The following is a 14,140-nucleotide window of genomic DNA, read 5'->3' on the forward strand; positions in this document are numbered from 1 at the left end:
ACACAAACAATTACGAAATGAGGAATCTCTCTTGAACAAGAATAACACGATTCTTACGCTCATTCAAAACTTTCTTTCAGAGGAAGAATGGCAATCAATCTTAAGCGAATTCGGTTATGTAGAAACAGCACGAAAATGTACGGTTCCTATTCTTATTTCTTATTTAATTGGTGCTGCAACGAACAAGTGGAAAAGTTTACGCCACGCAGCGGATGTGGGTCCAATTAACGGTCTTGTTTCGGTGAATCATTCATCGCGTTCTAAACATTTAAAGGCACTCGATTACTGCATCATCAAACGTATTTTTGAAGTGATTGTCAGGAAACTCAATCGTGCAGCTCGTCGTCAGTTGAAGATGCCAAAAACGTTATTAGCCGTTGATTCAACTACAATTACAGTAGGCAAAACAAGATTACCTTGGGCTGTCTATCACGGCGAACGTTCAGGAATCAAATTACATGTTAGTTTTACTAATGAAACTACGATGCCCTTAAAAGTCGTAGAAACAACCGGTTTAAAACATGATGGTCCCATTGGAGAATGCCTTGAAGATAAAAGGTTTATCGTCGTTTGTGACCGTGCCTACTTTTCTATTGATAAAGTCGATCGTTACCTGAAAGAACATCAACATTTCGTGTTGCGTTTAAAAGACAATGTGCAATTAAATCACAAAAAATCGCTCCAAGGTAGTCGTACCAGCGATTCCAATGTGACAGCTTATTTTACTTGCACGCTTGGAACATCACAAAAACAAACGAAAAAGCGCCATCGTGTCGTTCAATTCATGGATCATGAGGGCAAAGAGATACGTGTCGTGACAAGTTTAATGGATATCACCGCTGAAGAAATTGCCAACATGTATAAGTCGCGTTGGGCGATTGAATGCTTTTTTCGTTGGATTAAGCAAAACTTGAACGTACCTGTACTATTCGGTACAACGAAAAATGCCGTATTCAATCAGCTATTCGCAGCCCTTATTGCCTATGTTTGTTTGAAATTTCTTCATACAGAAGGAATGAAGAAGAATAATACCAAACCCTTATCATTCGTAGGTTTTACACGGATGACAATATCTTGTGGAAACCAAGCAGGAAATTCTCCGACCGGTAGCGAATTCTCTCATCAACCAAGGATTTGGGGATATCATTGAAGGATACAATAATATTCCTAAGTTCTAATAAACCTCATTATGTAAATAAATTAGGAGGTAATACGATGAGTAAATGGCTAAGAGGTTGGAGCATATTCATTTTTTCAATTGGAGGAATAGTGATATTACTAATATTCGGGACTGTCTTTTCATTATTTAATTATAAGGCATCGTTGATACCAGATGAAAAAGAGGAGGAAAAGGTAATTTCACAAGCAGAACAATATATACAAAAGAAATATCCAACTATGAAATACGAAATTTCCCATGTCCTTCATGATAGTGATGATCAATACCCTGATTTTGAATATGCTGCAATGATTTTAAATACAGAAACACAAAAAACGTTCAAGGTTTATGAAAATAAAAATACGAAACAAATAGAAGACGATATAACAATTCAAGAAGAAGCAAAATTCATAGAACAATTAAGACCAAAAGTTCATAGTTATATAACTAAAACATTTGGGGAACCGGAAAGTATTTCATTTACGCCTACATATCATACAAGAGGTACACCTACGCTTATTATTAGGTTAAATAACAAAAAAGAAGAAGTAAACGAAGAAATGTTTCAATCTTTTATTGATTATTTACAGCATGAATTGAATGTTGAACATGCATATGTAAATTTTTTGTATGATAATGAAACTGAAGGATGGAGTACGGAATTTTAAATAAAGCAAAATATAGCAGAATGAATGTGGATTATTAAAAGAAAAGAACAAAGTACAATGAATATTGAGTGCACGCGAGATCGAGTGAAACAAAATAAAACAGAAAAAGGAAATGAGTGGTTGGCTTTCCTGAATGAAAATATGGAAGATGTACTAGTTACCCTTGAAGGCGAGAAAATGTACGTTGAAACAATTTTTCGAGAAGTTTTAGGTGGAGAAGAATATTTGTATTGGTATGTTGTTCAAGTGACAGGTGGAATTGATGTCGATGAATCAGAACATTGGATTGATAAAAAACACATTGAATACTGGGATGAATGTATTGATAAAACCTTTAAACCTGTAGCTTTACAAACTGAGGTAGTGATGATTCCTGAAAAAGTACGAAATTCTATGAAGTAAGCACTTTTTAAACAATTTTGAGATGTTTAGACAACTCATATTTTTTATTCAACTCCCATAAAAGAACATAATCATCTTTCATTTTCTGTGGTGAAGTGCTAATTTTTGCACTTCATGGATGGCTAGTGGGGCTTTACTTCAATATGGTCCACTATTTTTCACCAATCCCTAAATCTATTATAGAAACGAAGGAAGACGTAAAATCAAAAAAATGCTGGGACATAACTGACCCAAATCATAAAAAGCGTGAGAAATCAATTTTAGAGACGTTGATTTTTCGCGCTTTTTAATGTGAAATTTTTAAATTTTGCTTTGGATATATACTTATGTCCTAGCGTCCTTATTTTTTTCTCAACAGTGTATCCCCAAGAGGGATTCCAATTACAACAACCAAAACCGTTAGAATTACCAGGGCTTGAAAAATAAAATACGCAACTTGATCGAACATCCTATCTCTCCTTCTTTTCTTAATAATTCCTACCTCATATTCCGTAATTATCCAACTCCTAGTGAAGAGTCAAATTAAACTAATAAAGCCCAAAATCATTTGTACTTTATTAGTTTAGTTTATTTCATTACAACGTATGTATGCAGTCGTCACTTTTTATATTTTGTGATCTTCAACAATAGCGCGCGATTGTTTAATAAGCTTCGCTGTTCTTCTTAAACTCCCATGAAAGAACTTAATCATTTTTCATTTTCTGTGGTGAAGTGCTGATTTTTGCACTTCATGGATGGCTAACGGTGCAGTTATTGAAATATCATAGGTGTATCAAGAGGGGAATAAATGTGACAAATACTCCGGTATTCCGTTTGGATTGAAGCTGAACAGTGGGAACAGTTATGGAATGAAGATGATGATAATACTGACGTTGTCGTAAGGTTTGAGGGTGGTTCCGAATGGAGGGCAACCTTCTTTATTTATCAAAACATTTTTAGCATGGCAAAGAAAAATGAGGAAACTGGAGAATGTTTAAGAGGTAGTTATTTTTGGGCAAGTGAAATGATTTTGGTGAGGAAAATTACTCGGATTGATATTGAAGTGGTTATAAAAAACTTGAGATAGTAGTAAGTTTTAATGAACCAGCTGCTAAAACTGATAAATGATGGGAATAACGTTTCCCAATAGTTTTAAGGAATTATTGCTCATACATAATGGGCAACGAAATGAATATTCAGAGCAACGATTCGAGTACGTAGGAGTCGTAGGCAATTATGATTTATAGGTTAATTGAAGAAGGAAATAATGAATGGTTAGAGAAATCAATTTTATACGAGGAGGAAAGGTTAATGAGTAAAAGTTTACAACCTTTTTCTATTGTGTTCTTGGGAATATGTATTGTTTTAAGTTCATGGTTAATTTCCCAATCTTTAATAACCAATCATATAGATATTGAAAAGACTGATAACGAACAAAATAGATATGATTTTATCACAATAGCATCCGATTACTTTATCATTTTTGATAAACAAAAAGGGGAGTATTGGATGAAAATCGGTTCTTCTGATTGGGAAAAACAGCAATCTTTTTCTAATCCAACAGAATAGCTTCTTCTGATGTTAGCTTTTTCAACTAACGAGTGCTTTACTTGAACAACAATGAGTTGCATATGCAGCTCTTTTTTTCTTTATTGAACGGAGCAGGATAGTTGTGCGAAATGTTCCTAGCTCAAATGGAGAATGATCACATTACTCTGGTAAAGCTAGGCAGTTCCTTCGAAGAATCAAATGAAGAGGTAACGCTCAGAAGGGTTCTCTCTTAGTCGAATAGCACTGAATTTAGTAAGAATGAAAGTGTTATAAGCTCGGCGAAAATGCGTGAGAATTTACCGTAACAGTTCGGCTGACGAAAGCCTACCCGTGGGGGTGGTGTAAATCATGATGCTTGAGTTGAATGAATATGGTGAGAATGCGAATAAACCTAAAAGAAAGGGTTAAGCTGACGAACTTCTGAATGTACGGGTTTATAACTGCGATACATAGAAATGTGTATATCACCAAATTGTGGTTAGATGTGGGTGAGTAAGACTAACTAATATGAAAATCCACGATACGTTACAGGCGTATGAACGCTAACAGGCTTACAGGAAGCACCTAAGTTCATTCTGTAATAGATATAATTCAACATTGTAAGCTGATAACGTGGAGGGATAGCCACTAGACTAATGAAGAATTACTTAATCATGCTTGGCAAATCTTTATCGGTTAATAAGGTTCTCGTGAGACTAAAAGAGGTTCACCTTCCAAGGGAGGCACCGACTTATTGAAACGGAAGAATTGAGATATAGAGGGTATTTTGATATCAGAAGTGTTGATGATTAAGTGAATTGGATTAGTTGGAACGCCATATGCGGTGAAAGTCGCACGTACTGTGTGGACAGGGGGAAAAGCTGGCGATAACTTCAAAAGCTTACCTATCTGTATGAAAAAATCACATATATAAAACAAGGCAAATTACTGTTAAGATTTTATAGATCAATCATTCTATGGTGGAATTTCCATATCTAATTAATTCAAAAGGGTCACTTGGGACAGTGACCTGAAGTCAATAAATTTTAAAGGTGCTTAAGCAAATTTGCTTAACACTACTATAATTGCTGTATGTGGATGACCTAGGAAATCGAATTTAAAGAACATAACGGTGAGGTTGTTACAGTTTTATGGTAGTAAATATTTTTTAATATTTTTTCTGAACATTATGAAGATGTTAAAGGGATAGCACGTGCGATAACAGTTAGGGGCAAAGCAAGATGTTGCTATCCCGTTAAGTATTAATCCCACTACGTGAATTTCTGAATGGACAATCAGTAAGCTCAGTTCCATTAAAAGGAAAATACGCCTTAAAACGCAAATATGAGCGTCTTAGAAGTACTTTCAAATAACAGTTCAATAACATAATAGAAAAGAATCCTTAATCGCCACCAACCATACTACTTCCAATATATTAATTTGTGACCTTTGATAGAAGTTGGTTTTTCCCTTGAAAAATCATTACTTATTAGGGATTTCATGTTTGTCTTCTTTATAGTTTTCAGGTATTTCAATTTTAAATTCTTCAGCATCATCTGATATAGAATATGATGTAATTTTATTCGTATTTAATTTTATGTCATTTAATTTAATGTTATTTACTATTTCCTTCGAATCATCATATATTTCTAGATTCAGAATAATGCCTGTATCTTTGTGAACCCAAATTTTAAATAACTCACCATCAAAACGTTCTTTATACATGTCTGGAAGTTCGCCAGTTATAACGGTTGCTGGCAAACCTAAAAACTCATCATCCTCATTAATTTCCCATTTGTTGTAATCTTCTAAGAAGCCTAGAGCAATATATTGATTATTTAAAACTGAACTAGCTTGTCACATATTTGCAGGATCGCGGGAAATTATAAAACCATCTTGTCCTTTTAAGTAACGTCCCTTAGCTGACTTTGGCGGAGTTGGACTATTAGAATCAGCTTCTAGCACCGGATCAACGGTATATGTTTTATTTTCATTATCAACATTCAAACGATTATCTCCATCAAATGTAGTTTCAATACTAGATTGATCCTGGTTATTAATAGTTTTTACATAACTACCTGGTTTACCATTGAGGTTAACATTAAAGGTAACCGTATCATCTATGTTGCTCTTTTTTATATAATAACGAAAAGAACCTTTTGCATTTTTAAAATAATCAACACTATTAAGCATTTTATCTTGGATAGATTGTTTTGCTAATTCCTCAGAATTGATAGAACTAGCTTCTACTTTATCCGCTACTTTATCATTATTTGATAAAGATGAATATACACCTATTGAGGATATTGATACAGCAAGTAATGGTATAGCAATCATTTTAATTTTTTTAGACATATTAATCCTCCTTTAGTAATTGAATGTAACTGTATCTGCACCTGTATTCCTATTAGAAGGGCTATATTTAGCAGACACCGAAAAATAATTATCTACATTTTTTTGAAATGCGACTGATGGATATAATCTTGACCATGTAGGAGCATATTGTTGATCTAAATCACATATAAATTGGGCATTTGCATAATAACTAGCTTTAGAATTATTGAACGACGAATTATTCAAGTAAACCATCATATTAAGGGATGAATTATAGTCACCAGGATTAATTATCCACCAATATTCCCCAGAACCACTTCCATAAAATATTCGAGAATCACCATAATTTCCAGGACTTAATTTTTGCCAATTGCCAGTCATGGAATTTTTATACGTATCAGAATCATTATCAATTTCAAATTTTACAGCGGCCATAGCTGAAGTGGTGGAAAACATTGTGAATAATAACAAACTAAATAACGCTAATATAACTTTTTTTTGCAACAACAACTTACCTTTTTCATATAGTTTACTTCCCCTTTCGTAATACTACTACTTTATAATTTTTTGTAATCACTGGAAATATATAGTTGTTATACAAAAATAATAACACTACATACTTGTCCTGCAAACCATATTTTTCTAATAAAAACCATATAAATAATTTTAGTTTTTTTAATGTAAAAAATATAAGGTAGCTAATAATAAAAAATTTAGTTTATCTAAGGGTATTCCCCATTTCCCTAACAGTCTTATTCATGTTAATTGAAATATTAACAAGTAACAAAACAGGAGCCATATTGAGTACAACGACAACAGAATCAGTAAGTTCATTGCCCAGTATGGTAAATGCGCCATTTTAGGTGAAGAATTAGGTATTAATGATTGGCATTGTCATCATATTAATCCGTTTAAAATTTCAAAAGATGATAGTTATTCGAACTTAATAATTTTCAATAAGGCTATAACAACTTATACATTTGAAAGACCAGGCAAAAATTAAAACACTCTTAAAAGCTGTAAAGCTTTCGAATAAGCAAATAGTAAAAGTAAATAATTTACGACTGAAATGTAACAATGAAATAATCTAATAATGGAAGAAAAGCACTCGTCTGCTTAAGATATAGAAAGAATAAATTGGATTAGTTGGAACGCCGTATGCGATGAAAGTCGCACGTACGGTGTGAACAGGGGGAAAAGCTGGCGATAACTTCAAAAGCTTACCTATCTGTATGAACAAGAAGGGCTATTGAATGACGTTCCTTTTTGTATCGTAATCTGTTTGATTTGCATCTTTGTTCTTTAAGTATTTATTTTTAATATAAGGGGAAAATACCTACAAAATTCACAATAGAGGTGGCGATAATTCTTGAGAAAGTTAGTCATACTAGTCACGGTGATTTTTGGATTGTTTTTCTCGATGCAATTACTATTAGTAAAAGCGAGTTTTCAACCAAAATTAGAAAAAGAGGCTGTTTCATTTATTCAAGTAAACCGTTTAAATGGGGAAACTCGTTTATTTAAAGAAAATGATGGATATGAGGAAGTGATTATCAGTAAGGTTGTTAACTGGATAAACACAGCAAGTCCTTCCGAAGGAGTAATTGAGTTAAATAAAACTCCCATAGTCTCGATAATGAGAATAAAAATGAAAGATGGGGACGTTGCAGTTATTGAACCTGCATATAATTGTGTGTCCGAAAACCATGTAAAAACATGTACGATAGCAGATGGTGAGGTTATATATACTCGAAATAACAAAAAGGTTCGATTGAAATCACTAGAACTTTATGATTGGCTCTTAGTTGGCTGGAAATATGAAAGTGTTGGGGCACCAAAAGATGAGTTGCTTGAAGAAACTTTATATACCAGATATTTTTCCTATCTCGCTGAAACTTATTCAGATTTTATCATTTGTCCAAAAATAGATAAAGTTGAAAGGATGGATGGCGATACAAGAAGACATATAGTTCATGCAAGTGCGTTAAATTATAGTGCACATCATGGTGACGCTCCCTTTGATAGAATCCATATCACGTTGACTGATAACCCAGAAAATGGTGTTAAAATAAATAAAGTTACAATACAAAAGGGTATTTCTGAAAAAGAAAGCACTATACAATGTAGGCGGGAGAGTTAAGGATTTTTTTCAACTAACGGAGTGCTTTACTTACGTGGGAAACAATGAAAGAACTCTTAGATAATAAGGTATTCGAGGATTTTGATGAAGTCGAAGCTGTGGGACCAGTAAAAGAGGAATACTGATGGAATCCTCGATGGATTTCCATAGCCACCAATGGTACAGGGGATGATATTTGTATTGATTTAGACCCTGATGAAGGAGGAACGGTGGGTCAAGTTATTACGTTCTGGCACGACTGGGAGGAACGGAAAGTTATATCACGGAGCTTAGAAGAATGGTTTGGCGAAATCACAAAATGCCTCGAAGATGGAACATATAAGCTGATTGAGGAAGATGGGGAACTTGTGTTTAATAATGATGGCTTTATGGGCGAATAAATATTGGTTCTTGTTTCAATAACGGAGTGCGATTGTTCAATAGAGCAGTCGCTTTTTCACAAACGGAGCAGCATTCCTTCCATCACGTTTCCTCCTGAAAAGACACGAATCTCATTAATTAAGTGAGTTCCAGTCTTTTTTGTAGCTTTGAAACTAAGCCGTACTTCAGTAAATCGAATTTTTTATTCTATATTCAAATCGAAAACATAAGTTGATTTTCCTTCATTCCACTTGGCAACAACTTCGTAAATATAATATCCTTTTTCCGTTGGAAGGGTTATTTCGTTATTTTGAATTTCAAAATTATCAATTGTACCATTTTCATTCTCCTGATATACAATTATTGAAGATGGGTTTTGATCAATTTTAATTTTTATTTTATCTCCTTTTTCAACAGTTAATGTTTCAAATTCTTCTGCTAAGCCATATGTATCGGATGGACTAATTTTTCGAGCTTCAAAGTCATCATCTTTCCATTCGAATTCGCCAATCATCATCGGGTAACCTTCATGATCTACAATAACTTTTCCCTCTGGTTGTTCAACAGAATCGGACTGTGATGAAGGTATTCCGTTACAACCAGCTATAATCATCACAATGAACATTAAATAAAACAAATTTTTCATTGAATATCCCCCTCGTATATCTATTATTTTATAATAAATACTTATTTTAACATATTTTTATTATTTTATACAAAGGCATTCAATATTACCATAATTAGTGTTTTGGTTAATCTACAACCAAAGAGTAACCTAAAGACATAAGCAGGAGCAAAGACATCTGGATACTGTTCTTTTTAGAAATGCCTGACGCATCTGTAAATAGTAGAAAAAAGTTCATTATAATAATTTATCAATTGATAAAGTTTTTACTATAGAATTTAACTGTGATAAATACGGAAATATACATTAATATATATAGAAACATTTTTTGTGAAGATCAAGCAGCACGACCAGTCGCACGCATATAGGATATACCTCCTAGTGCAAAATTTAACGATTTGGACTATAAATCAATAAAAGATTTTATGTTTTGAGATGAAAAAGAAGTATTTGTACATGCGACAATGAGCTGAAGGAATATAGTTAGTCATAGATCATTTCCTTACTTGAATTTGCGCATTAGAAGCATACGAACAACTAAAAATATATGGCATCTGTCCGTTTTTCCTGTATAAAGGAAAGCGGATTTTTTAATCTATAAAAATATTTTGTTTAAGCTTTTTTGTCCTATTTATTGTTTTGATTAGTTTGAATACGTATATATTTTTTTGGTAAGAATGGCAATAAGTATTTTAAGCCGGGAGGGAATGTATTGTTAGAGTTACAAACGGAGCTTGAAGGAAAGAGGACTACTTTTGGTTATATTAATTACCGAATTAAAGAACTAGGATATACATTGGGAGGAAATTGGGATTATGATCGGGGATGCTTTGATTCCATTTTGTGGAGAGAAGGAGGAGAAACCATCTACTTAAGAGTTCCATTTTCAGTTTTGGAAGGAGAGCTCGACCAATACGATGCATCTATTATTTTCCAGAAACCTTACGTTATAAAGCATGTCGTAAATATTGGTTTAGACAAGGATAAAAATTCTTTATTGAGTGCCACGGGAATTAGCCAATTTCAAGATCCTCTTGATAAAGACGGTTATATTAGGAATAAAAATGAATGGGCACATGCGGGAGAACAAGCTATAAAAAAAATTATTAGCTGTATGTTTTGAGGTCTATTTAAAAAAACAGATGTATACAACCATATATAATATAAAATTACGGCAATAATAAAAGTTGAAAAAGGTGGATATAAGGGTAGCTGAAAATAAAAAAATGAATGCAGAGGCAGGGACGTAACTAATTTGTCCATGATGAAAGCCGAAAAATTTTAAATTTACAAAGCAATATAAAAAAACGAATTAATACGAAACACAAAATGAGCGTTTTGTAATATAGTTCGTTTTTTTAATTGGCTAAAATCCTTTTGTTCCAGCTTCAATTTTTATTTTAATAGTCTAGTAAACATTCCTATCATCAGATCATTCGATGGTGTATCCCCAGTGCACCTTGGGTTTACATCTGTAGGAGAAGGGAATGTAGCTTGGATCTACCGTCCAGATTTAGGTGAAGCTACTGCCAATGTGTTAGCAGGTGATGAACACGATAATAAAGCATACGAATTAGCAGATGAAAACTTAACAAAGCAACACTTCGTTGAAGCAGTTAATGAGGTTACAGGAAAAGTTCTGAGGAACACGCAAAAATGCTAAAAGAGGCCGGCGTGCCAGAAGAATTTGTATCAATGCTAGTCATGATACAAAAAGGAATCCGTGAAGGTGGACTAGAAGGATCACATTCTGATCTACAAATGCTACTAGGTCGCAAGCCAACAACTAGAATACAGTGGCTTTTTTTAACGTGTAATAATCGAAACGAATAGTTCCCTTATTCAACTCCCATGAAAATAAAACTCTTCTATTTCGGAATAAAGACAACACGAAAGCAGACGCAGCTCATTTGTTTTTTAAAATTTGCAGCGTCAAAATTAGGAAAGAATTATTTGTTGGATTAGGAGGCATCCGGTTCAACGATTGTGACGTTATACCCTAAGTTTTCAAGTCTTCGAACTGAATATCGTACAATAGATTGTTCTTTTTGCTTGTCAAAGTAATCTTTACCTAAGTCTACGTACATTTCTTTGCGTGTTAGGAGATAGTAGGCGATTCTTAAAATTGCATGGGCCACGGATATTCCTGCTCGCTTTTTACCTTTTCGCGAAGCAGTTCGTCTATACATTGCACACAGGTAGGTTTTGGATCCTCTGGCAGAATGAGCAGCTTCTATTAAAGCTGATTTCAAGTATTTGTTTCCTTTCTTCATATTAGTTGATTTCCTTTTACCAGCACTCTCTGTCCAGGTACAGTATGCTGGTAATATCGGTGGTGAGCTAATAGATTTTACCGACATAGGACTTATAATTGAAAAGGAAGATGAAAACCTGAATTATGATGGATTCAAACAAGAAGGATGACACGGAGAAGCCAGCAGAATAACTAAACTCAGACTATGAGACTCCGGTGCAGCATAGCAGGCCTCTTCCTATGAAGTGAAAAAATTATTTTTTTCATCATGAAGTGATGGAAAGCGTTGATACATCAATGTTTATAGAGGGAGGATAAGTTTACATTTACTAGAAACATAAATGAGTCACTTTTTAGAAAAAGTCTGCTCTAACATACGCCCAATGTATACATATTAACCGTGTGAATAAGACCTGTAATGTTAATAAGTTTATTGTTCAAAAGCGTTACCCCCCATTAAACGTTTTGCAATGGTATATCCAATTAGGTATGCAGATGCAGACGTGTTACCGTCAACTGTAAAAGGAATGATTTGTGCATCAGCAACCATTAAATTATTAACGCCATGTACATTGCCATACCGATCTACTACTCCACCTTTTTCAATAGGGGCCATTCGAAGTGAGCTTTGTTGATGGTGATTATGATCAAAATTTTCTCTAATAAAGTTTTCAAGTTCATCATCATTATCAATGGTCTCTAATGTTGGATTTACAAGCTGATAATTTGGGTCAATTTTTGAAAGTTTTTCCGCAATGCCTTTAATATAAACTCTGTAAATAGCCTTTATTGCTTCTAGGTCATATTCATTTTCTAAGAAACCTTCATCCGCAAGGACAATTTTTAAGGGGTCGTTATTTTGTATTTTAATGGCTCCTCGACTTTTTGGTTGTAAAAATAAAATAGCAATATTTAAACTTTCTTCTGCAACAATCCCAATGAGTTGAACTCCTCGGCGGTGATTGATACTACTATTTAGTGGATTTGGTAAGAAGGCACCTCCTGTGTAAAGGGCAAAGGGATCGTTTTGAAGCTGAGGAATATCTTTTGGATTCACACTAAATGTAGCAGTGTTTAAGGTATGATTAGTTAAATGTTTCCCTACATTTGGATTGTTAAAAATAACGGGGATACCGGCCTGATGTAGGTCATTTGAAGGTCCGATTCCAGATAACATTAATAGCTGCGCACTGTTTATACCTGCTGAAATAATTACTTTTTTACGGGCAAAAGCTTGGACCTTTTTACCTTCCTGTAGATATTCAATACCTATTGCTGTATTCTCCCTAAATAAAATACGAAGTCCGGTTGATTTATAAACAACCCTTAACTTACGTCCATTCACCCCGTATCCACCAGGAGTCATAATGTCTGAAGATAAAAATGCGGTAGAAGAGCTTTCACGTTCTCCATTAATCTTTTGAAATAGTTGCCATTGAGTAAAAGGACCAATAGGGGTTTTTGGGTTATTATAGTCAAGAATTTGTTTATAACCTGTTGCTTGTTCGATCGCTGAAACTAATTTTTTCGTTATAATTGGTGGATTTTTAGGGGCTTGCCTGATATCTATACGACCATTGAAGCCATGAAATTCAGGATTACTTGTTTCTCCATGAAAATCTTCTAACTGTTTAAAGCTACGATTTGCTCGTTCGGGGGACCATAAGTTACCTAAAAGACGTTCCCATTCTTTTAAAACAGCTGGTGTAGGTCTGACATACTGTTCACCATTAATTGAAGACCCGCCCCCAGAAAGCCGCCCCGTAGTCCATTCAAATGTTCTGTCATCTACTTCAGGTTGAGGCACTCCTTCACCTTGCCAAAAATATTCTGCGAAAAACTGCGCTTCTAGTTCAGGAGTGAATCTAGAATCTCGAATTGGTTTATCTCTATCATTGTTTTCTCCTGCCTCTAGGACTAAGACTGAGGTTTTTTTATCGTCTGTTAGTGTTTTAGCTATAACTGCTCCAGCTGGTCCCGTCCCGACAACAATAAAATCAAATGTATTATTTGAATGTTTAGAATCCACTTCACTATCTCCTTTTCTATTTTTAGTTATCTTATGTGAAATGGTGTGGAAGAAATAGGTAAAGTAATTATGCTATTAAAGTTAAAAAGGGTTTGGCAGAGGGTTTGGGAATAGATAGAATAAAAGGCACTTGACGGTATAATTCCCAGTCACATTACACACTTGAGAATATATTATTACTATTAAAATAAAGGGAGGTGAATAGATTGGAGTATGACAATCATTACCAATCAGAAAAAGATTACGGTTGCGCAAGTCCAATAAATTGTCAACGACTTGCTAATATCATCGGTGGGGAAGTTATTACTGCAACACCTGTTTGTGTTGTACAGCGCCTTCGCGATATTAAAGCTACCATTCTTGGACGAACTACTCGATCCCCTCTCGCACTTCCATTTGCCCTTTCTTTTGAAAAGAACATTGAGCGTCTAAACAGCTCTTATTTTTTTCTCAACTCCCATGAAAGAACTTAATCATCTTTCATTTTCTGTGATGTAGCGCTGGTTTTTGCGCTAAATGGGTGGTTAACGGTCAAAGAAGGATTTTAAAGGGAGGTGTCCAAATGGTTGGTTTAGTTATTGATATTTCCAATTATCTCGGTTTTGGTTGGACTATATTTTATAACTTTAGGGCTATGGGAATTAAAAGAAGGCGTAAATA

At 34.3% G+C, this 14,140-nt stretch carries 15 protein-coding genes and 1 pseudogene; 10 read left to right on the plus strand and 6 right to left on the minus strand.

Annotation, left to right across the window (positions count from 1 at the left end; all coding sequences use genetic code 11):
- Positions 1–31 precede the first annotated feature (31 nt).
- From AB9L17_RS10005 to AB9L17_RS10020, 4 genes are all read left to right on the plus strand, one after another.
- A complete protein-coding gene (locus AB9L17_RS10005) occupies positions 32–1,150 on the plus strand; it encodes an IS4 family transposase (RefSeq protein WP_375200514.1) in 1,119 nt (372 codons plus the stop codon).
- A gap of 65 nt (positions 1,151–1,215) precedes the next feature.
- Positions 1,216–1,827, plus strand: a complete 612-nt coding sequence (locus AB9L17_RS10010) for a hypothetical protein (protein WP_068986289.1) — start codon at positions 1,216–1,218, stop codon at positions 1,825–1,827.
- Positions 1,828–1,884: 57 nt separating this feature from the next.
- Entirely contained in the window at positions 1,885–2,229 is a 345-nt protein-coding gene (locus tag AB9L17_RS10015) for a DUF6176 family protein (protein ID WP_375200515.1), read from the plus strand.
- 1,290 nt (positions 2,230–3,519) lie between these two features.
- Positions 3,520–3,777 (plus strand): hypothetical protein, encoded by a 258-nt coding sequence (locus AB9L17_RS10020; protein WP_068986329.1) that lies wholly within the window; start codon positions 3,520–3,522, stop codon positions 3,775–3,777.
- Positions 3,778–5,220: 1,443 nt separating this feature from the next.
- Here AB9L17_RS10020 and AB9L17_RS10025 read toward each other — a convergent pair.
- The 3 genes from AB9L17_RS10025 to AB9L17_RS10035 all read right to left on the minus strand — a co-directional run bounded on the left by AB9L17_RS10025 (position 5,221) and on the right by AB9L17_RS10035 (position 6,576).
- Entirely contained in the window at positions 5,221–5,499 is a 279-nt protein-coding gene (locus tag AB9L17_RS10025) for a hypothetical protein (RefSeq protein WP_375200516.1), read from the minus strand.
- A gap of 96 nt (positions 5,500–5,595) precedes the next feature.
- Positions 5,596–6,093, minus strand: coding sequence for a hypothetical protein (locus AB9L17_RS10030; protein WP_375200517.1), 498 nt, complete (start codon positions 6,091–6,093; stop codon positions 5,596–5,598).
- A gap of 12 nt (positions 6,094–6,105) precedes the next feature.
- Complete coding sequence (locus tag AB9L17_RS10035; protein ID WP_375200518.1) at positions 6,106–6,576, minus strand: hypothetical protein; 471 nt, start codon at positions 6,574–6,576, stop codon at positions 6,106–6,108.
- Positions 6,577–7,441: 865 nt separating this feature from the next.
- Here AB9L17_RS10035 and AB9L17_RS10040 point away from each other — a divergent pair.
- Both AB9L17_RS10040 and AB9L17_RS10045 read left to right on the plus strand, forming a co-directional pair.
- On the plus strand, positions 7,442–8,212 hold the full coding sequence (locus AB9L17_RS10040) for a hypothetical protein (RefSeq protein WP_375200519.1): 771 nt from the start codon (positions 7,442–7,444) through the stop codon (positions 8,210–8,212).
- 137 nt (positions 8,213–8,349) lie between these two features.
- A pseudogene (locus AB9L17_RS10045) lies at positions 8,350–8,592 on the plus strand (SMI1/KNR4 family protein); the annotation flags it as partial.
- A gap of 182 nt (positions 8,593–8,774) precedes the next feature.
- Here the strand turns inward: AB9L17_RS10045 and AB9L17_RS10050 are convergent.
- Positions 8,775–9,218, minus strand: a complete 444-nt coding sequence (locus AB9L17_RS10050; protein ID WP_375200520.1) for a hypothetical protein — start codon at positions 9,216–9,218, stop codon at positions 8,775–8,777.
- A gap of 691 nt (positions 9,219–9,909) precedes the next feature.
- Here AB9L17_RS10050 and AB9L17_RS10055 point away from each other — a divergent pair.
- The 3 genes from AB9L17_RS10055 (at position 9,910) to AB9L17_RS10065 (ending at position 11,030) form a co-directional block, all read left to right on the plus strand.
- Complete coding sequence (locus AB9L17_RS10055; protein ID WP_068986305.1) at positions 9,910–10,320, plus strand: YugN family protein; 411 nt, start codon at positions 9,910–9,912, stop codon at positions 10,318–10,320.
- 330 nt (positions 10,321–10,650) lie between these two features.
- The gene (locus tag AB9L17_RS10060; protein WP_375200521.1) at positions 10,651–10,860 is read left to right on the plus strand and encodes a hypothetical protein; all 210 of its coding nucleotides are present in this window, start codon (positions 10,651–10,653) and stop codon (positions 10,858–10,860) included.
- Positions 10,854–11,030, plus strand: coding sequence for a hypothetical protein (locus AB9L17_RS10065; RefSeq protein ID WP_375200522.1), 177 nt, complete (start codon positions 10,854–10,856; stop codon positions 11,028–11,030). Before AB9L17_RS10060 ends, AB9L17_RS10065 begins: the two co-directional genes overlap by 7 nt.
- Positions 11,031–11,158: 128 nt before the next feature.
- On the opposite strand, the gene AB9L17_RS10070 is transcribed toward AB9L17_RS10065, so the two are convergent.
- Together AB9L17_RS10070 and AB9L17_RS10075 are read right to left on the minus strand one after the other, a co-directional pair.
- Positions 11,159–11,335 carry a hypothetical protein gene (locus AB9L17_RS10070; RefSeq protein WP_375200523.1) on the minus strand — a complete coding sequence of 59 codons (177 nt, stop codon included), beginning with the start codon at positions 11,333–11,335 and terminating at the stop codon, positions 11,159–11,161.
- A 546-nt stretch (positions 11,336–11,881) separates the two neighbouring features.
- Positions 11,882–13,480 (minus strand): GMC family oxidoreductase, encoded by a 1,599-nt coding sequence (locus tag AB9L17_RS10075; RefSeq protein ID WP_375200524.1) that lies wholly within the window; start codon positions 13,478–13,480, stop codon positions 11,882–11,884.
- A gap of 206 nt (positions 13,481–13,686) precedes the next feature.
- Between AB9L17_RS10075 and AB9L17_RS10080 the strand changes: the two genes are divergently transcribed.
- Positions 13,687–13,953, plus strand: a complete 267-nt coding sequence (locus tag AB9L17_RS10080) for a hypothetical protein (RefSeq protein ID WP_375200525.1) — start codon at positions 13,687–13,689, stop codon at positions 13,951–13,953.
- The last annotated feature ends 187 nt before the right edge of the window (positions 13,954–14,140 follow it).

The organism is Lysinibacillus sp. RS11 (assembly GCF_042019215.1).
GTDB lineage: Bacteria > Bacillota > Bacilli > Bacillales_A > Planococcaceae > Lysinibacillus > Lysinibacillus xylanilyticus_A.

Coding starts and splice junctions, on each gene's coding strand:
- AB9L17_RS10065 (WP_375200522.1), top strand. CDS start 10,854: ATGCTAAAAGAGGCCGGCGTGCCAGAAGAATTTGTATCAATGCTAGTC.
- AB9L17_RS10010 (WP_068986289.1), top strand. CDS start 1,216: ATGAGTAAATGGCTAAGAGGTTGGAGCATATTCATTTTTTCAATTGGA.
- AB9L17_RS10030 (WP_375200517.1), bottom strand. CDS start 6,093: ATGTCTAAAAAAATTAAAATGATTGCTATACCATTACTTGCTGTATCA.
- AB9L17_RS10020 (WP_068986329.1), top strand. CDS start 3,520: ATGAGTAAAAGTTTACAACCTTTTTCTATTGTGTTCTTGGGAATATGT.
- AB9L17_RS10050 (WP_375200520.1), bottom strand. CDS start 9,218: ATGAAAAATTTGTTTTATTTAATGTTCATTGTGATGATTATAGCTGGT.
- AB9L17_RS10015 (WP_375200515.1), top strand. CDS start 1,885: ATGAATATTGAGTGCACGCGAGATCGAGTGAAACAAAATAAAACAGAA.